Genomic DNA, 18,584 nt, shown 5'->3' on the forward strand with positions numbered 1-18,584 from the left:
ACAACGAGCCGCGTATCACTTGTTAACAACCAAGGAGTTTTGCTTTGCAAACTGAATCGCTTATCTCATTAGGCATTTATTTTCTCGTCATGTTAGGCATTGGTTTATATGCCTACCGTACTTCTACCAGCGATGTATCTGAATATATGCTCGGCGGCCGCCGCTTAGGCCCAGGTGTGACCGCACTATCTGCGGGTGCCTCAGATATGAGTGGCTGGATGCTGATGGGTTTACCCGGCGCTATCTATGTCTCGGGCGTGTCGCAGCTGTGGATTGCCGTGGGTCTGGTTATTGGTGCTTGGCTAAACTACGTGATCGTAGCGCCGCGCTTGCGCAGCTACACCCATGTAGCCAACGACTCCATCACTATTCCTGACTTTTTTGCCAACCGCTTTGACGATAAAACGCGGGTACTGCGGGTGTTTTCATCGCTGGTGATTATTGTGTTCTTCACCCTGTACACCTCAGCCAGCTTAGTGGCCGGCGGTAAATTATTTGATACCTCGTTCGGTTTTGATTACACCACTGGCTTATGGGTGACCGCCGGCGTAGTTTGCGCCTATACCCTATTTGGTGGCTTCTTAGCGGTGAGTCTGACTGACTTTGTGCAAGGTATCATCATGCTTCTTGCGCTGGTGATTGTACCAGTGGTAGCGCTAGATCATCTTGGCGGCTTCAGCGCAGTTTCTGAAACGGTTAGTGGCATGAATCCGGATTACTTGCGCTTCTTTCAAGATGCCAATATTACCGATGGCAGCGCCAATCAATTGAGCTGGATAGCTATCATCTCGCTACTAGCATGGGGACTTGGTTATTTTGGCCAGCCACACATTATTGTGCGCTTCATGGCCATTCGCTCCGTTGACGATGTACCCACAGCACGCCGCATTGGTATCAGCTGGATGATCATTACCATCATTGGAGCCATGCTGACCGGCTTTGTTGGTATTGCCTATGTAGCCGATACCAAAATGACCTTGGCGGACCCAGAGACTATTTTCATTGTGTTCTCGCAGTTCTTATTCCATCCGTACATTGGTGGCTTTTTGCTCGCCGCAATTCTGGCAGCAATTATGAGTACCATCTCCTCGCAGCTATTAGTGACCTCAAGTTCACTCACCGAAGACTTTTACAAAGCCTTCTTACGCCGCGACGCCAGCGATCGTGAACTGGTTACCGTAGGCCGGATATCAGTGTTGTTGGTGACTTTGGCTGCCATTGCCCTAGCCTGGGACCCAAATAACACCATTTTAGGCTTGGTAGCGAACGCCTGGGCTGGTTTTGGTGCCGCATTCGGCCCAGTCATCATCTTTAGCTTGTTCTGGCGCCGTATGAATCGTCACGGCGCATTAGCTGGCATGTTGGTGGGTGCGGCTACGGTACTGGTCTGTACCTACGTACCGATCAATGGCGTCATCATCAACGATGTGGTGTACTCCATCATTCCAGGCTTCATTCTGTGTAGCCTCGCCATTATGGTCGTTAGCAAGCTAACCGCCCTACCGGCGACGCACCTGACCGATACCTTTAGCGAAATGGAACAAACCTTTGAACGCAGCGACGCCTAACGCCGCTGTGAATCTGAAAAGCCCAGCAATGCTGGGCTTTTTTGTTACCGCGATTTGCTCTAGGTATCAAACCGATGGTGAAAACCAGGTAAACAGAATGTGGATGGCTCAAAATTGCAAACTCTGCTTATCTTTACCAAGGTAAAAAGTTATAGAACCATCCTCGCTATTGTTATTGAAGATGAAGCTTGCCTCTTTATCGCGCCAGTCTTGACCTGCCAATGCCTTGGCTAACTCCGCACCGACAATATATGACTGTTGATCAGCATCCACTGTGACCTCACAGAGTGTGCTTTTACATGACACGTCGCGTAAATTAAATTGACTGAGAGCTTTGTCAGTAAGAAACAAATCCGTCAAATTCATCTCATATTCAAAAGCCCAGTTAGCTTCAACAAGTTGGCTATCAAAATCCTGCTTAACCGATTCAATAGGGTCGTAACTATCGCCGGACATCATTTTTTCCGCAAATTTATCCAGCGCAGTAGAGTCATCACCAATTGCCACATCAACCTTTTCAGCATGGATAACGTCCGTCTGAGGCTCTGTTCCAGATTTTTTTTGCTGAGTATAGCCGGTGGTTCTCTCTAGACTAGCAGTTTGATCGGGGCGCACCAGCATCTCGTTTGTATGAGCGGCCTGGGCCCTAACAGACTGCAGATCTGCTACTAGTACTTTCAATTGATTCAAGTCATTACGCAGCTGGACAAGTTCCGCTCTGTTAGCCTCTTCAAATTTTTTATCAGACTCGACTATATCACCTATAACCAATACTGCGATGATGCCAGTTAGCAAACCAATTAATAGCAATGGAGCAGAACTACGCATGATAAAACTCTTTACTCATTTTAATATCTCCGCTCGACACTTGAAACTGAAGCGCTAATCTCAAACGACATTGTGAAATACTCCTCTGTCAACGATGTCAATTCGATCTTTCTATATTGGCATGGAACACATCCGTCGGCGAAATAATCAATAAGGACTAAAGTATTTCTGTTTTTGGCTATGCTTTTTACTTCATCTATTTGCTTTTCACGCAAGCCGAGTGTTTTCAATACCGACTTCAGTGCGCCTGCGCTACCGTTCAATTTAAGCAACTGCTGCGACCATAACCAACAAACTCATTTCACTCAAGTACTTTTCTATTACAATTTAGTCGCAACTTAGTAGCAATTGCTGGCAGGTAATAAAAAACCCGGCGCAAAGGCCGGGTGGGTAGAGTTTGGAATCAGTTAGTCCATTCAATATTTCGAAGAATTACAACGATTCGAGCTCGTGTTCGATTTGTTCTTTCATACGCATGGTGGCCTTATAGCCAATATCAATGGCTTCGTTGCCGCGTTCAAACTCGAGTAAGCCAATACCGCCCAACTTGGGTTGAATGAGGATGTCGGGTGGGTCACCGGCCAAGCGTGCACGGGTGATACGCTCTTGCATGATATCGATAGAGCTGGCAACCACGCTTAGTAGGCCTGGTTGTTCATTGACATTCACTTCGGTGCTTTGTTGATCATTGAGATTTACTGCGATCACCAACTCGCCACCGAGTGCACGACACAAGGATACCGGTACCGGGTTGACTAAACCGCCATCGACTAACCAGCGTTCATTGTGCAATGTAGCAGCTAATAAGCCCGGAACCGCACAAGAGGCACGCGCTGCGTCATACACATCGCCCTCTCGCAACCACACCTCGCGGCCGCTATGAAGGTCTGTTGCCACGGCGGCAAAGCACATGGGTAGGTCTTCAATACTTACTTTGCCCAGCAGATCACGGGCGTGGCCAAAGACTTTATCGCCGTGAATTAATGCACCACGGTTAAAGCCAATGTCTAATAAGCGGATCACTTGCCAGCGATCCATACCGCGCACCCAGCTTTCTAATTCATCGAGTTTGCCAGAAGCAAAACCGGCCCCCACGAGGGAGCCGATTGAGGTGCCAGCAACAATACTGACCGAGATATCCATTTCTTGTAACGCGCGGATAACGCCAATGTGGGCCCACCCCCGCGCCGCACCACCACCAAGAGCAAGTGCGACCTTTACTGTTGCCATAGCTGCCTTCCTAGTATGCTTAAATCAAATCATCATCCATGAGCGCAGCATCGTCATCGTCATGACTGACGCTTAATTCACTTACTGGCTTATCACCTGTTGGCTTAGCCAATAATTGCTCACGCAATAGTTTTTCAACTTCCGCGGCGACCTCTTTATGTTCATTGAGATATTTCATGGCGTTAGCTTTACCTTGGCCGATCTTGTCGCCTTTGTAGCTATACCAAGCACCGGCTTTATCGATGATTTTTTGCTTCACGCCCAAATCAATTAGCTCGCCTTCTTTAGAAATACCACTGCCGTACATGATCTGGAACTCGGCTTGCTTGAATGGCGGCGCCACCTTGTTCTTGACCACTTTCACGCGGGTTTCGTTGCCCACCACTTCATCACCCTCTTTCACCGCACCGGTACGACGAATATCTAAGCGCACTGACGAGTAGAATTTCAGCGCGTTACCACCGGTGGTAGTTTCTGGGTTACCGAACATCACCCCGATTTTCATGCGGATTTGGTTGATGAAAATACACAGGCTGTTTGAACGTTTGATATTCGCAGTTAATTTCCGTAATGCCTGAGACATTAAGCGTGCTTGCAAACCAACGTGGGTGTCGCCCATTTCGCCTTCAATTTCGGCTTTCGGGGTTAATGCCGCTACCGAGTCAACCACCACCACGTCAACTGCACCTGAGCGCACTAACATATCGCAAATTTCGAGGGCCTGTTCGCCGGTATCGGGTTGCGACACCAACAGTTGGTCAACGTTGACGCCTAACTTTGCCGCATAGATTGGGTCGAGCGCGTGTTCAGCATCTACGAAGGCACAGGTTTTACCTTGTTTCTGTGCTTCAGCGACAACCTGCAAGGTCAGTGTGGTTTTACCGCTTGATTCAGGACCATAGATTTCAACAATACGGCCATAAGGCAAACCACCGATACCTAAGGCGATATCAAGACTTAATGAACCGGTTGAGACCGAATCGATATCCAGCGCGCGGTTATCACCTAAACGCATAATGGAGCCTTTGCCGAATTGACGTTCAATTTGACTTAACGCGGCATCAAGGGCTTTTTGTTTGTTATCGTTGCTCATATGGGGTTCCGTAGCAGTTGACTCAATTGAAATTAGTATACTGTGTATTTATACAGTATCAAGTATTTTTTTAAAACTCTGTAGTGCTTCAACAATGGTCGCTTGGCGAACTGCGGCACGGTCGCCGCTAAACTGCTGCTGCCAAGTCATCACACCACCCGGCCACGCCAATCCAAACCATACCAAGCCGACTGGCTTACTCGCACTGCCACCGCTGGGACCCGCCACTCCGGTTACCGCTACTGCAACCTCAGCACCACTGACGCGACAGGCGCCCTGTGCCATGGCGGCAGCGGTTTCGGCAGACACCGCGCCAAACTCGACCAAGGTAGCTTGTGGCACACCGAGCACCTGTTCCTTCAAGCGGTTTGAGTAGGTAATAAAACCGCCGGCAAACCAGTCTGAACTACCTGCTAAAGCACTCATAGCATAACCTATCCCACCGCCCGTGCAGGATTCTGCGGTCACTATTTGCCAGTTTTTGGCGCGCAGCCAAGTGGCTAAATCAGCTGCTGAATCAAGCCAAGTTTGTGATACCATTTGGACATTCCTCGACGCTATAACACGGCTACTATACGGATAATAACAGGCATGTCGACCACACAAAAGAACAGTGCTGAACTCGCTTCACATACGCCCATGATGCAACAATATCTGCGCATCAAAGCGGAACACGCCGACACCTTATTATTCTATCGTATGGGCGATTTTTACGAATTGTTCTATACCGACGCACAACGTGCGGCGGCGCTGTTAGATATTTCCTTAACCAAGCGCGGGGCCAGCAATGGCGAACCCATTCCCATGGCTGGGGTGCCGTACCATGCGGTAGAGGGCTACTTAGCTCGGCTGTTGCAACTGGGCGAATCGGTGGCAATCTGCGAGCAAATTGGTGATCCTGCCACCAGTAAAGGCCCGGTAGAACGTCAGGTAGTGCGTATTTTGACGCCCGGTACCTTAACCGATGAAGCATTATTACCTGCTGAGAAAGAAAATCTGTTAGTCGCGGTTAATCCGCATGGTCAGCAGTTCGCTATTGCCTACTTAGACATGGCCAGCGGCCGTTTTCAGGTATTGGAGTGTGCTGATGAGACGCAACTAACGGTTGAGCTGAATCGGCTTCAACCGGCAGAGTTATTGCATCCAGATACCTTTCAATGGCCCGCAGCTAAGCAACTCTGTGATTGTGTGCGCCGCCGTCCAGACTGGGAATTTGAGTACAGTAGCGCCGAACAACTGCTGCTTCGGCAGTTCAACGTGCGCCATTTAGACGGCTTTGGTATTGCCGCCAATAGCCCAATGGTGGGCGCCGCCGGTGCCATTATTAGCTATGTGCGTAGCACCCAACGCGCTGCTCTACCGCATATTAATCAACTCCACGTTGAGCAACGCGATCAACTGCTCCAACTTGATGCCGTCAGTCGCCGTAATTTAGAAGTTATACGCGCATTAAGTGGTGCCAAAACCTCATTGTTCGATGTCCTTGATGACACCGCAACCGCCATGGGAAGCCGCCTGTTACAACGCTGGCTGCAACAACCCTTGCGTGATCATCAGCAGGTTAGCCAGCGCCATGATGCCGTAGCAGCGCTACAGCAACTCGACTTAGCCGAATTGAAGCAGCAATTGCGTCAAATTGGTGATCTGGAACGAATTCTCACCCGTGTTGCACTGCGTAGCGCGCGCCCACGTGATCTGGCCCGTATTCGTAGTGCTCTAGAACAACTACCGGCATTACAACAGCACCTGCAGCACCCTGCTCTGCAACTGTGGCAGCAGCGCATTCATAGCTTCCCTGAATTACTGACCGAACTCCAACAGGCTTTGGTTGAACAACCGCCGCAGCTGATCCGCGATGGTGGGGTCATTGCCAGCGGCTATGATGCCGAGCTGGATAAACAACGTGCCCTCGCCGATGGCGCCACCGATTTATTAACACAAATTGAGCAACGCGAGCGCCAACGTACCGGTATCAGTAGCCTGAAGGTGGGGTATAACAAGGTTCATGGCTTCTACATTGAAACCAGCCGCAGTGCCGCCGCGCAAGTGCCGGCCGATTACCAACGTCGGCAAACGCTAAAAAATGCCGAACGCTTTATCATTGCTGAATTAAAAACCCATGAAGACCAAGTGTTGCAGAGCCAAAGTCGCGCGCTAATGCGAGAAAAATGGCTCTATGACGAGTTACTAGAAACCATTGCCGCTGAACTCACCACGCTGCAACTAACTGCGCGTTCGTTGGCTGAACTAGATGTATTACGTAGCTTTGCAGAACAGGCTCTGAGCCATCAATATGTGCGCCCTAACTTGGTCAGCGATGCCGTTATTGATATCCGCGCGGGCCGCCACCCAGTGTTGGAACGCCTACAACAACAGCCGTTTATCGCCAACGATACGCAGTTAACGCAAGCGCGCCGTATGCTGCTGATCACTGGCCCTAATATGGGCGGTAAATCTACTTATATGCGGCAAACCGCATTGCTAGTGATCATGGCCTATTGCGGCAGTTTTGTGCCCGCCGATAGCGCTACAATAGGCAGCATTGACCGTATTTTCACCCGCATAGGTGCCTCCGATGACTTAGCCTCGGGCCGTTCAACCTTTATGGTGGAAATGACCGAGGCAGCCAATATCTTGCACCATGCTGGGCCGCACAGTTTGGTGATTATGGATGAAATTGGGCGGGGTACGTCCACCTATGATGGCATGGCCTTGGCGTATGCCTGTGCTGAGCACCTGCGCCTACACAATCAAGCGCTGACGTTGTTTGCCACTCACTATTTTGAGCTGACTGAACGCATTGGCGCTCAGCCTGGCTGCGAGAATGTCCACGTGAGTGCCGTAGAGCACGGCGATGGCATTGTTTTTCAACATCATGTTGAAGCGGGCGCAGCGAGCCGCAGTTTTGGTATTCAGGTGGCTCAACTGGCCGGGCTACCGCTGGCTACCCTGCAAACTGCACGAGACTTTTTGCAGCAGTACGAACATAACGCGCCAGCTGCGGCGCCCGCGGCGCGCTCTGAGACGCCCCAGCAGCCAGCACCGCACCCGGTACTGAACCAATTAGCTACGCTCGATGTGAATCAACTGACACCGTTACAGGCGTTGCAGCAGTTAGCTGCGCTACAACAGCAATTGAACAAGTGATGGTTGGGAATTAATCGCGGTGAAACAAGGCATCAAGGCTGAGGCCTTGTTGGCGCATTAAATCGCGCAGGCGGCGCAGCGCTTCTACTTGAATTTGCCGCACCCGCTCGCGGGTCAGACCGATTTCTCGGCCGACGTCTTCTAAGGTGGCAGGTTCGTGCCCTAACAGGCCAAACCGTCGCGCCAACACTTCACGCTGTTTGCTGTTGAGGCTATTGAGCCAGGCTAAGATATGCTCGCGCAGATCATCGTCTTGCAGAATACCTTCGGGGCCTTGCTCATGGTCGGCAGACAACACATCCACCAAGGACTTGTCATTGCCCTCGCCACCCATAGGGGTATCCACTGAGGTGATACGTTCATTTAAGCGCAGCATTTTAGTCACGTCGGCGACATTAACGTCCATACGTTCGGCAATATCTTCAGCGGTTGGCTCATGATCAAGGGTTTGCGATAACTCACGAGCGGTGCGTAAATAGCTGTTTAGTTCTTTAACCACATGAATCGGCAACCGAATAGTACGAGTTTGGTTCATGATAGCGCGTTCAATGGTTTGCCGAATCCACCAGGTGGCATAGGTTGAAAAACGAAAGCCACGTTCCGGATCAAATTTTTCCACGGCACGAATCAAGCCCAAATTGCCTTCTTCGACCAAATCTAGTAACGCCATACCGCGGTTGGTGTAGCGCCGGGCAATTTTAACCACCAAGCGCAGATTGCTCTCTATCATGCGGCTGCGTGCTTGCTTATCGCCTTTTCGTGCTAGGCGGGCAAAAGTGACTTCTTCGGCGGCAGTCAGTAACGGCGAGAAACCAATTTCGGTCAGATACAGCTGAGTGGCGTCAAATTTCTTTTGTGCGGTGCTGGTATTGGCGAGAATCTCTTCAAACTCGTGGTCGACATCTGAGGTAGCCTGAGCATCGCCATTCTGCATTGCAGACAGCAGCTCTTGCTCATCTATATCTTCAACTTCATCGTTACGACGACTCATTGCTTCCCCCGAGGCAAATAGTGTCTGGGATTCACTGACTTGCCACGGAATCGCACTTGAAAATGCAATTTGACCCGTTCGGCATCAGAATCTCCCATTTTAGCAATTTCGTCACCCGCGTTGACCCATTGTTGTTCTGTGACCAGCAGTTGCTGATTGTGGGCATACGCTGTTATGTAATCATCGTTATGTTTCAAAATGATTAAATTGCCGAAACCTTTTAACGCATTACCTACATAAACCACTTTACCTGACGCCGCGGCATACACCGGATCACCGCGATTACCGCTTAGATCAATACCTTTGCTGCCTGCTTCGGCGGCGGAAAACTCGGTACTGACACGCGCTGACGCTGGCCATTGCCATTGAATGTCGTTGTTACTGACAAACACCTCACCGGTATTAATATCCAGCTTAGGAGGGCTTGGCTTGGGACGCGTGGGTAGCGTTACTTTTTTATCACTATTTTGTTGTTGTTTGGTATCACGATACTCTTTATTGACTGCTGGATCAATGCCTTGCTGACTAGTTGAGGCAGTCACTAAACGCAAGTTTTGACCGGGCACAATCACATAGGGGTCGCGCAACTTGTTTAATTCGGCCAATGTGCGCACATCGACATTGGCACGAAAGGCAATTGAATAGAGGGTGTCGCCAGCAACCACTTGGTAGCTCTCTTCGCGCAAGCTGCCAGCTTCAAAATCGAGATAGGATTTACCCTGATAGAGCCGATCTACCGGTGCCGGCGCATCACGGCCGGCACAACTGATTTGGCTCAGTAATAAGCCAACAATAACAATAACTCTAACGTGTCCATACATAAGCAATCACGGCGATAATCACCATGCCCCAGCCAATTCGGTCTACATAAGCACGTAACTTATCGGCCATTGCCGGTCCTCCTGTGCGCATCAATCCAGCCACGATAAAATACCGTAAACCACGACTAATTAATGAGCCCAGAATAAAGGGTACTAACGCCACCTGCAACATACCGCCGGTTACAGTAAACAGCTTATAGGGCAATGGCGAGAATCCAGCAATGAAAATAATCCAGAAACCATAGGCCTGAAACCAGTCGGTCACCGTGGCCAACTTGTCTTGCCAACCCAGCCATTCAATAGCCGGCAACACCAACGGTTCAAAGGCAATGTACCCCAAAAGATAACCGGCTATGCCACCTAATACCGATGTCACCGTGGTAATAGTAGCGAAATACCAGGCTTTTTTCGGCTGGGTCATCGCCATAGGCGCCAGCATCACATCGGTAGGAATAGGGAAAATAACTGCTTCGGCAAAGCTCAACCAGCCCAAAATAGCTGGGGCGCGACGATGCTGTGACCAAGTTAAAACCTTGTCGTACAACCAGCCAAAAATTTTCACAACAACGCTCCTGGTACTAAGGGTACAAACTTGACATCAGCTAACTGTTTTTGTTCAAAATCATCGCCAAAACGGCGAATCACATAAAGCCGCTGTTGGGTTGTACCCACCGGTATGATGAGTACCCCACCATCGGCTAATTGTTGCATCAGTGCGGTGGGAATATCGCTGGCAGCAGCGGTAACAATAATACCGTCGAACGGTGCTTTACTTGCCCAGCCCTGCCAACCATCGCCATGGCGCATGCTAATGTTGTGCAAATCGAGCTTTTTTAGCCGCCGTTTGGCGTGGTACTGCAGTTCAGCAATGCGTTCCACCGAAAACACCTGCTCCACCAATTGCGCCAACACCGCGGTTTGATAACCGCTACCGGTGCCAATTTCAAGCACCCGCTTACAGTGATGTTGGGTGAGCAACTGGGTCATACTAGCAACCATAAGCGGCTGCGAAATAGTTTGCCCACTGCCAATCGGTAAGGCGGTATTTTCATAGGCTTTGTGAGCTAGCGATTCAGGCATAAATAGATGCCGCGGAGTGGTTTCTATCACCTGCAGTACGCGTTTATCTGAAATGCCCTCAGCGGCTAATTTATCGACTAGCCGTCGTGCCATGCCCTGAAAGTTTTGCATCATCATGAATCGCTAGTCGTCAACCACGTTGAGAGAGTCTGTTGATGCGATTGTGCAGTCATATCCAGACTGATGGGGGTAATCGATACATAGCCATGTTGCACCGCATGAAAGTCGGTGCCTTCGGCATCGTCTTGATGGCCGCCAATCGGCCCATACCAGTAAATTTCGCGGCCAAACGGGTCCTTCGATTGCACCATCGTATCGGCACGATGACGCCGCCCTAAGCGGGTCACTTTAATACCCTTGAGTTGCTCATAGGGTATGGATGGCACGTTAATATTCAGGATCGTATCGAGCCGTAATGGCTGCTGCGCCATTTTATTAACCACATCAGCCACCACACGGGCGGCGGTTTCATAGTAATCGTGACCACGTGAGCCCATCGACACCGCAATCGCCGGCAAGCCCATATAGCGCCCTTCCATTGCGGCTGCCACGGTACCTGAATAGAGCACGTCATCGCCCATATTCGGGCCATCGTTAATACCCGACACCACTAAATCCACATCATCGGCCAGCGGCGAGTTGGTGCCCAAATGCACGCAATCGGTTGGCGTGCCATTGAGCGAATAAAAGCCGTTCGGTAAGCGCTGCACCCGCAACGGATTATGCAAGGTCAATGAATTACTGGCACCGCTGCAATTGCGATCAGGGGCAATGACGCGCACTTGCGCAATGTGTTTAAGCTGCTCATACAGTGCTTCAATACCCGGTGCATGCACACCGTCGTCGTTACTCACTAATAACTTCATCATACGCTTGGTGACCTGTTGTAGTTTCGGTTAATTCGGTTACGGGAGCGCTCATCAGCTCACGCAGCACACTGGTAGCAAAACTGCCACTGGGCAAGGCAAACTCAAGCCGTACCCGCTGTGCATCAAGTTGGGTTAATTGGGCCTCGGCTAAATGCACCAGTAATGGCCGCCGAGCCGCGTCGACCCGATGTTTCTGCAAGCCGTCGTAGAGCTCAGCATGCTTAGCAATAATATCCTGCTCAAACTCAGCTATGGCACCGGATACTGGGTTACGGCCAGAGCCTGGTAGCGCGGCGGTAAGTTGGATATCGCCCTGCTGCAAGCGCGCGGCGAGAGTGTCATCACTCTGTTCGGCAACAAAAAATGAGTGGCTGCCCGCTAGCATTAACGCATCGCCGGGCTCAATAGCTAAGCGTTGAGCACTGATGCGCGCACTAGCAATTTGATTAAACAAAAACGCTCTCGCACTCGATAGCAGCAGTCCCGATTGGGTGCGCGACAGCTTTTGTCGCAGCTGACCGCTAAACCATGCCCGCGCTTTGTCGATGTTCTGCCCTTGGCGCCCAAAACGTTGTGGACCAAAATAATTTGGCACCCCCTGCTCTAACACCTGTTGCCAGCGTGCTATGAAGGTATCCATAGCGCTGATTTGCTGTAACTCTAAGGAAAAATGATTGCCCTTGTGTGCACCAGACTTAAGCTTTTTGGGCTGCAAACGGGCATCCAGCACCTTAAACTCTGGGTGTTGCAGTTGCTGCCACGCCAATAGCGGCTGACCGGGTAGCTGAATGGAATACCACTGGCGCGTTACCGCATGCCGGTCTTTTAATCCGGCATAACTGACTTGGCGCTCATTCACTCCAGCAAAAGCCGCCAGTTGACTGGCCACCCATGCAGTATTGGCACCGCGTTTTTCCACCCACAGCCACTGATGCTCGCCTTGTGGCTCACCGTTCGGGGTGAGTAATTCAGTCACCGCAAAGTGCTCAGGCTGTTGCCGAAACACTCCAGTAACTTGCGGCTTACCATGCAAATAGGCTAGCTCATCCACCGTTGATATCCTTCAATAGCACCACGGCATAACAGGCGATGCCTTCTTTACGACCAACGAAACCCAAGCGCTCTGTGGTGGTTGCTTTAACGTTAACTGCATTACGCGGCAGCTGACAGATGCTGGCGATACGTTCACACATGCTCGGAATAAAATTGGCTAATTTTGGCGCTTGTGCGGCCACCGTCACATCAAGATTACTAATTTGCCAGCCCGCCTCAGCCACGCGCTGCAACACCGTTTTCAGCAGCTCAGCGCTATCTGCACCGGCATAGGCAGCATCCGTATCAGGGAAATGTTGCCCTATATCGCCCAATGCCGCAGCACCTAAACAGGCGTCCGCCAAGGCATGTAAAATCACATCACCATCGGAATGGGCTAACAACCCCTGTTCATAAGGAACTTGAATGCCGCCAAGCGTCAATGGCCCGCTGCCGCCAAACTTATGAACATCATAGCCATGACCAATGCGCATGCTGTCTCCTTTTTGCTTGTTGTTACACCCGTGCCGCCAGCAATGCAGCGGCAATGATGTCATCCCCAGGTTGGGTAATTTTTAAGTTGCTGCGCTGCCCCGGGACCATTTGCGGATGCAAGCCCAAGGCCTGCACAGCCGCCGCTTCATCGGTCAGCGTTGGATCATCAACGCCTTGCTGCAATAAGGCACGCAGAAGTAATTCGGTGCTAAATACTTGCGGCGTCAATGCATGCCACAATTGCTGACGATCAACGTTACGCAGCGCACACAGCTGCTGATCCACTCGTTTCATGGTGTCACTGCATGGCAAACCCAACAGCGCACCAGCTGGATGCGTTATGCCGGCATCTAGCACCGCGTTAAGTTCGCACTCAGATAAACAAGGTCGTGCCGCATCATGTACCGCAACCCATTGAAAACCACGCTCGGCGGCTCGTTGCACCCCGGCTAATACCGATGCCGCTCGGCTAGCACCGCCCTGCACCACTGTAATTGGCACACCCTGGATGGCGCTCAATTGCAATTCAGTAAACCATGAGTCGTGCGCGGCCAGCGCCACAAACATCTCGCCAATACGGGGGTCGCGACTCAGCGCCCGCAGACTATGTTCGAGTACGGTCACACCATGCAGCGGCAAATATTGTTTGGGTACAGCGGCTGATTGCATTCGACTGCCGACACCAGCAGCCGGCACAACTGCGGCGATAGATGCTCGATGACTCATACTATTGTGGCTTGACCGGAACGATACGGAAAAACGTTTCGTGTTGCTTGATTAAACCAAGTTCATTGCGGGCGCGCTCTTCTAGCGCGACCTGGCCGGCGCGTAAATCAGCAATATCGGCGGCTAGCACTTGGTTACGTTGTTGCAAGCGTTGATTGGCGTCTACTTGTCGGGCGACGTCTTGCTGAACCCGCCAGTAATCGGGCAAGCTATTTTTGCCAAACCATAAGCGATACTGCATGGCTAGCAGTACTATCAACAATGCGAGTTTTAATAATCGCATAGCCACCCTCACCAAATGGGTGCCAGTTGGCACCAGATATCTGTTAGTATACCGACCTATCCAGCCAGACCAAGTCAAATTTTACATGGACTATCTTTATATTTTTCTGATCATGTTTAGTGGCGCCTTATTGCAAGGCATCACTGGCTTTGGCTCGGGTTTGTTTGCCGTACCATTACTGAGTTTACTGCTACCACTGACGCTCATAACACCGTTATTGTCGGTGGTCAATTTAGTCATGGCGTTGCACCTGTGTTGGCTGCTAAAAAGCTACCTCAGAATCCGTCCTTGGCTGCCTTTGGTCACCTTTGGTGTCATCGGTTCATTACTAGGAAATTACCTGTTACTGCACTACAACGTTGGTGGCCTACAAATGGCTATGGCGATATTTGTCTTGATTGTCGCACTGCTGTTTTGGTTCGGGGTGCAAGTGAAAACCCAAGCCACCGCGCCACAACAGGCGTTTACCGGCTTGTTGGCGGGCATCAGTAATGGTGCCTTAACGCTTGGCGGGCCGCCGGTAGTATTGTTTCTAACCAGTCAACGCCTCGATAGATTGGCTTTTCGCGCTACCTTAACCTGGTTTTTTCTGATCATTGCAACGGCTAACGTGACCTCGTTCACACTGCAGCAGCGCTACGATAGTGGCATGATTGATGAGTTAGCGGTGTTATTGGCGGCGGTGATCAGTGGTGCCTGGCTTGGTCATCACATTAGCCCGAAATTGTCCGACCAATTATTTCGTAAAGTGAGTTTACTGTTGGTCATGCTGGCGGCACTGATGGCGCTACTGAAAGCGTTGCTTTAAGCCCAATTGAAACTGGTCGCCAATAACACTTCACGTAACGATAAGGTGCGCGGATCTATGCGGCCTTTGTGGTTCCACTGATGGCCGCACAGCGCTGGAGTCAATGATTGCGCGTCGGGCCGCACTAAACGCAGATGGCTGCTCGCCGGCTCTAAACACTGCCCCTGCCAATCAAACCAACCATGCATATTTAAATGCACTCGCTGTTGGGCGATATCCAGCCGATCAATCGAATCGAGTAACACCCGTTGTAAACGTGGTTGCAAGTCTAATACTGGTACTACCGCACCTAATTTCGCCTGTCGTTGTAACCACTGCTGTAATTTTTGCGGTTGGCTTGGGGAGTGAGTCAGTTGCCGTTTTTGCGCTGCTTGCCAGCTGGCATTTTGCACGTCTAGCTCAAGCGGAATGGGCTGTTGTAACATTGCACGCGCCGCTTGTTTCACGTAATAACTGGTGCTGGCAAGGCGCCGTTGCAACAGTGGTAGCGAAGCCACCTCAGCCCGCGCCAAGGTGGTTAATTCACGCTCATACAAGGCGGTACACAACTCAGGGAATGCCCCCGCTGGTACATCGCGTTGACCAAACGACTGAAAAATGTCGCCTTGCATGATGGTCATGGTGTTTACCGGTTACTGCTGTGCCGCACGAACTTCAGCGCGACCACGATAGGGTGCAGCAGTTTTCAGTGCCGCTTCAATACGCAGCAACTGATTGTACTTAGCAACCCGATCAGACCGGCACAATGAACCCGTCTTGATTTGGCCGGCTGCAGTACCTACCGCTAAGTCAGCAATGGTGGCATCTTCGGTTTCACCTGAGCGGTGCGAAATCACCGCGGTAAAACCAGCCTCTTGCGCCATACGAATAGCCGCTAAGGTTTCGCTTAAGCTACCAATCTGATTGAACTTGATCAGAATGGAGTTACCAATACCCTGCTCGATACCACGCTTGAGGATTTTAGTGTTAGTAACAAATAAGTCGTCACCGACTAACTGCACCTGAGCACCTAAACGATCGGTCAAGACTTTCCAACCGGCCCAGTCGCTTTCATCCAAACCATCTTCAATTGAGATAATTGGATAGCGCTCACATAAGCCCGCTAAGTACTCAGCGAATTCCGCCGCGGTAAACGATTTACCTTCACCACTTAAATGGTACAAACCATCGCGATAAAACTCAGAAGCGGCACAATCTAGTGCCAAGGTAACATCGCCACCTAGGCTGTAGCCTGCGTTAGCAACTGCTTCGGCAATAACCGCTAGGGCTTCTTCATTCGAGGCTAGGTTCGGCGCAAAACCACCTTCATCACCCACCGCGGTGCTTAAGCCGCGTTGTTGCAGAACTTTTTTCAAGGCGTGGAAGATTTCGGCGCCCATACGCAGGCCTTCGCTAAAGTTCTTTGCACCAACTGGCTGAATCATAAACTCTTGAATATCAACGTTATTATCAGCATGTTCGCCGCCGTTTAAGATATTCATCATGGGTAGCGGCATGCTGAATTTGCCAGCTGTACCATTAAGTGTAGCAATGTGTTCATACAGCGCGATACCAGCACTGTTAGCGGCAGCTTTAGCGGTGGCAAGCGATACCGCTAAAATAGCGTTAGCACCGAGCTTTTCTTTGTTCTCAGTGCCATCGAGTTTGATCATGATGTCATCTACCAAACTTTGGTTAGCGGCTTCAACGCCTTGCAGCGCTGGCTGAATCAGCTGTTCGATATTATTCACTGCAGTTAATACGCCCTTGCCTAAATAACGGCCTTTATCACCGTCACGTAGCTCCAGCGCTTCACGAGAACCGGTTGAGGCGCCACTTGGTGCCGCAGCGCGGCCCCAATGACCGTCGCTTAAATACACATCAGCCTCAACTGTGGGGTTACCCCGTGAGTCCATGATTTCACGCGCTACAATACGAGAAATTGTTGCCATGATGCTGTAAATCTCCTTGCTGCAATAAGCGACGCTTAGGCGCGACGCATTTTTTGATAACTACCAGCAGCTTCAATGAAGCCTTTGAATAACGGATGACCATCACGCGGTGTGGAATTGAATTCTGGATGGAATTGCGCTGCCACAAACCAAGGATGATCCGGGATCTCAATCACTTCAACTAAGCGATTATCAAACGACCAGCCCGATACTTTTAGCCCGGCTTGCTGCAATTGCTCAACAAAATGGCCGTTGACTTCGTAACGATGACGGTGGCGCTCGCGGATGACATCCTTCGCGTACAAGCTGTGTGCCTTAGTGCCACTGACCAAGTTACAGGCCTGTGCGCCTAAACGCATGGTGCCGCCTAAGTCAGAGCTATTATCACGCAGCTCTTTCTGACCTTTTTCGTCCATCCATTCGGTGATCAAGCCCACCACCGGATGCTCGCTTTTGGCATTGAATTCGGTACTGTCAGCATCAACCCAGCCCAGCACATTACGGGCATATTCAATAATGGCAATTTGCATGCCTAAGCAGATACCCAAATACGGTATTTTCTGCTCGCGGGCATACTGTGCCGCCATGATCTTGCCTTTGATACCGCGCTCACCAAAGCCACCTGGCACAATGATGGCATCCACATCGGCGAGTTTTGCTACGCCTTTGGTTTCCACGTCTTGCGCATCAATATAACGAATATTTACCGTTAAGCGGTTTTTCAAGCCCGCATGCGCTAATGCTTCGTTGACTGATTTATAGGCATCGGGCAATTCAATGTACTTACCGACAAAACCTACAGTCACTTCGCCGCTTGGGTTTGATTCTTGATACAGCACCTGTTCCCACTCGGAGAGATCTGCCTCTGGGCGGTCGAGACGGAACCGTGCAACAACAATTTCATCGAGCCCTTGGGCTTTCAAAATAGCTGGAATTTTATAAATACTATCGACGTCTTTCAGGCCAATAACAGCGCGCTCTTCAACGTTGGTAAACAAGGCAATTTTAGCCCGCTCGTTCGCCGGCAACGCGCGGTCAGAACGACACACCAAAATATCCGGTTGAATACCAATAGAACGCAGCTCTTTGACCGAGTGTTGGGTCGGCTTGGTTTTCACTTCACCGGCAGCGCCCAAGAATGGCACTAAGGTGAGGTGCATAAACAAGGTGCGGTCACGCCCTACTTCTACCGCTAATTGGCGAATGGCTTCGAGGAATGGTTGCGATTCAATATCACCCACGGTACCGCCAATCTCAATGATGGCAATGTCGTAGCCCGTTGAGCCATCCACAATACGGCGTTTAATTTCATTGGTGATGTGCGGGATCACCTGAATAGTGGCACCAAGGAATTCACCGCGCCGTTCACGCCGAATAATATCTTCGTAAACGCGGCCAGTGGTGAAGTTATTCTTTTTGGTCATACGAGTGCGAATGAAACGCTCATAATGACCTAAGTCGAGGTCGGTTTCGGCACCGTCTTCGGTAACGAACACTTCACCATGTTGAGTGGGGCTCATAGTGCCCGGATCAACGTTGATGTAAGGGTCCAGTTTAAGGATAGTGACCTTTAAGCCACGCGCTTCTAGAATTGCCGCCAATGACGCTGCTGCAATACCTTTACCCAGCGAAGATACAACACCGCCGGTGACGAAAATATAATTAGTTGTCATGCGAAACCT

19 protein-coding genes are annotated in these 18,584 nt (G+C 50.6%); 3 read left to right on the forward strand and 16 right to left on the reverse strand.

The genetic code is table 11. From position 1 onward, the window contains the following. The first annotated feature begins 44 nt into the window (after nt 1-44). The gene (putP, locus tag EFO84_RS11295) at nt 45-1,568 is read left to right on the forward strand and encodes a sodium/proline symporter PutP (protein ID WP_127348154.1); all 1,524 of its coding nucleotides are present in this window, start codon (nt 45-47) and stop codon (nt 1,566-1,568) included. A 108-nt stretch (nt 1,569-1,676) separates the two neighbouring features. On the opposite strand, the gene EFO84_RS11300 is transcribed toward putP, so the two are convergent. The 4 genes from EFO84_RS11300 to EFO84_RS11315 form a co-directional block, all read right to left on the reverse strand. Continuing rightward, complete coding sequence (locus EFO84_RS11300; RefSeq protein ID WP_127348155.1) at nt 1,677-2,396, reverse strand: hypothetical protein; 720 nt, start codon at nt 2,394-2,396, stop codon at nt 1,677-1,679. A 432-nt stretch (nt 2,397-2,828) separates the two neighbouring features. Continuing rightward, complete coding sequence (locus EFO84_RS11305) at nt 2,829-3,626, reverse strand: patatin-like phospholipase family protein (RefSeq protein ID WP_127348156.1); 798 nt, start codon at nt 3,624-3,626, stop codon at nt 2,829-2,831. Between the two features lie 19 nt (nt 3,627-3,645). Continuing rightward, nucleotides 3,646-4,719, reverse strand: a complete 1,074-nt coding sequence (gene recA, locus EFO84_RS11310) for a recombinase RecA (protein ID WP_127348157.1) — start codon at nt 4,717-4,719, stop codon at nt 3,646-3,648. Between the two features lie 48 nt (nt 4,720-4,767). Beyond that, nucleotides 4,768-5,259: a CinA family protein gene (locus EFO84_RS11315; RefSeq protein WP_127348158.1), complete on the reverse strand. Its 492-nt coding sequence runs from the start codon at nt 5,257-5,259 to the stop codon at nt 4,768-4,770. 51 nt (nt 5,260-5,310) lie between these two features. On the opposite strand from EFO84_RS11315, the gene mutS reads away from it, so the two are divergent. Continuing rightward, the gene (gene mutS, locus EFO84_RS11320; RefSeq protein ID WP_127348159.1) at nt 5,311-7,866 is read left to right on the forward strand and encodes a DNA mismatch repair protein MutS; all 2,556 of its coding nucleotides are present in this window, start codon (nt 5,311-5,313) and stop codon (nt 7,864-7,866) included. Between the two features lie 10 nt (nt 7,867-7,876). On the opposite strand, the gene rpoS is transcribed toward mutS, so the two are convergent. The 9 genes from rpoS to ftsB are packed head-to-tail and all read right to left on the reverse strand — an operon-like array spanning nt 7,877 to nt 14,163. Further along, a complete protein-coding gene (rpoS, locus tag EFO84_RS11325) occupies nt 7,877-8,857 on the reverse strand; it encodes an RNA polymerase sigma factor RpoS (RefSeq protein WP_127348160.1) in 981 nt (326 codons plus the stop codon). Next, on the reverse strand, nt 8,854-9,678 hold the full coding sequence (locus tag EFO84_RS11330; protein WP_127348161.1) for a peptidoglycan DD-metalloendopeptidase family protein: 825 nt from the start codon (nt 9,676-9,678) through the stop codon (nt 8,854-8,856). Before EFO84_RS11330 ends, rpoS begins: the two co-directional genes overlap by 4 nt. After that, a complete protein-coding gene (locus EFO84_RS11335; RefSeq protein ID WP_127348162.1) occupies nt 9,662-10,240 on the reverse strand; it encodes a YqaA family protein in 579 nt (192 codons plus the stop codon). Before EFO84_RS11335 ends, EFO84_RS11330 begins: the two co-directional genes overlap by 17 nt. Next, entirely contained in the window at nt 10,237-10,872 is a 636-nt protein-coding gene (locus EFO84_RS11340) for a protein-L-isoaspartate(D-aspartate) O-methyltransferase (protein WP_431355332.1), read from the reverse strand. Before EFO84_RS11340 ends, EFO84_RS11335 begins: the two co-directional genes overlap by 4 nt. Further along, the gene (surE, locus tag EFO84_RS11345) at nt 10,872-11,627 is read right to left on the reverse strand and encodes a 5'/3'-nucleotidase SurE (RefSeq protein WP_127348164.1); all 756 of its coding nucleotides are present in this window, start codon (nt 11,625-11,627) and stop codon (nt 10,872-10,874) included. The genes EFO84_RS11340 and surE overlap by 1 nt, the downstream gene beginning before the upstream one ends. Further along, nucleotides 11,605-12,678, reverse strand: coding sequence for a tRNA pseudouridine(13) synthase TruD (gene truD / locus EFO84_RS11350; protein ID WP_127348165.1), 1,074 nt, complete (start codon nt 12,676-12,678; stop codon nt 11,605-11,607). Before truD ends, surE begins: the two co-directional genes overlap by 23 nt. Further along, the gene (gene ispF, locus EFO84_RS11355; RefSeq protein ID WP_127348166.1) at nt 12,671-13,153 is read right to left on the reverse strand and encodes a 2-C-methyl-D-erythritol 2,4-cyclodiphosphate synthase; all 483 of its coding nucleotides are present in this window, start codon (nt 13,151-13,153) and stop codon (nt 12,671-12,673) included. The genes truD and ispF overlap by 8 nt, the downstream gene beginning before the upstream one ends. A gap of 22 nt (nt 13,154-13,175) precedes the next feature. Continuing rightward, nucleotides 13,176-13,880, reverse strand: a complete 705-nt coding sequence (gene ispD, locus EFO84_RS11360) for a 2-C-methyl-D-erythritol 4-phosphate cytidylyltransferase (RefSeq protein ID WP_127348167.1) — start codon at nt 13,878-13,880, stop codon at nt 13,176-13,178. 1 nt (nt 13,881) lies between these two features. Further along, entirely contained in the window at nt 13,882-14,163 is a 282-nt protein-coding gene (gene ftsB, locus EFO84_RS11365) for a cell division protein FtsB (RefSeq protein WP_127348168.1), read from the reverse strand. Between the two features lie 85 nt (nt 14,164-14,248). Here ftsB and EFO84_RS11370 point away from each other — a divergent pair, with 85 nt between their 5' ends. After that, nucleotides 14,249-14,971, forward strand: a complete 723-nt coding sequence (locus EFO84_RS11370) for a sulfite exporter TauE/SafE family protein (RefSeq protein ID WP_164742439.1) — start codon at nt 14,249-14,251, stop codon at nt 14,969-14,971. Here the strand turns inward: EFO84_RS11370 and EFO84_RS11375 are convergent. The 3 genes from EFO84_RS11375 to pyrG are packed head-to-tail and all read right to left on the reverse strand — an operon-like array spanning nt 14,968 to nt 18,575. Next, a complete protein-coding gene (locus EFO84_RS11375; protein ID WP_127348170.1) occupies nt 14,968-15,591 on the reverse strand; it encodes a hypothetical protein in 624 nt (207 codons plus the stop codon). The two genes, EFO84_RS11370 and EFO84_RS11375, sit on opposite strands and share 4 nt — an antisense overlap. Before the next feature lie 12 nt (nt 15,592-15,603). Beyond that, entirely contained in the window at nt 15,604-16,902 is a 1,299-nt protein-coding gene (gene eno, locus EFO84_RS11380; protein WP_127348171.1) for a phosphopyruvate hydratase, read from the reverse strand. A gap of 35 nt (nt 16,903-16,937) precedes the next feature. After that, on the reverse strand, nt 16,938-18,575 hold the full coding sequence (gene pyrG, locus EFO84_RS11385) for a CTP synthase (protein ID WP_127348172.1): 1,638 nt from the start codon (nt 18,573-18,575) through the stop codon (nt 16,938-16,940). Between the last annotated feature and the right edge of the window lie 9 nt (nt 18,576-18,584).

Origin of the sequence: Pseudidiomarina mangrovi (assembly GCF_003999375.1) — a bacterium.
In the GTDB taxonomy this organism is placed as follows: Bacteria; Pseudomonadota; Gammaproteobacteria; order Enterobacterales; family Alteromonadaceae; genus Pseudidiomarina; species Pseudidiomarina mangrovi.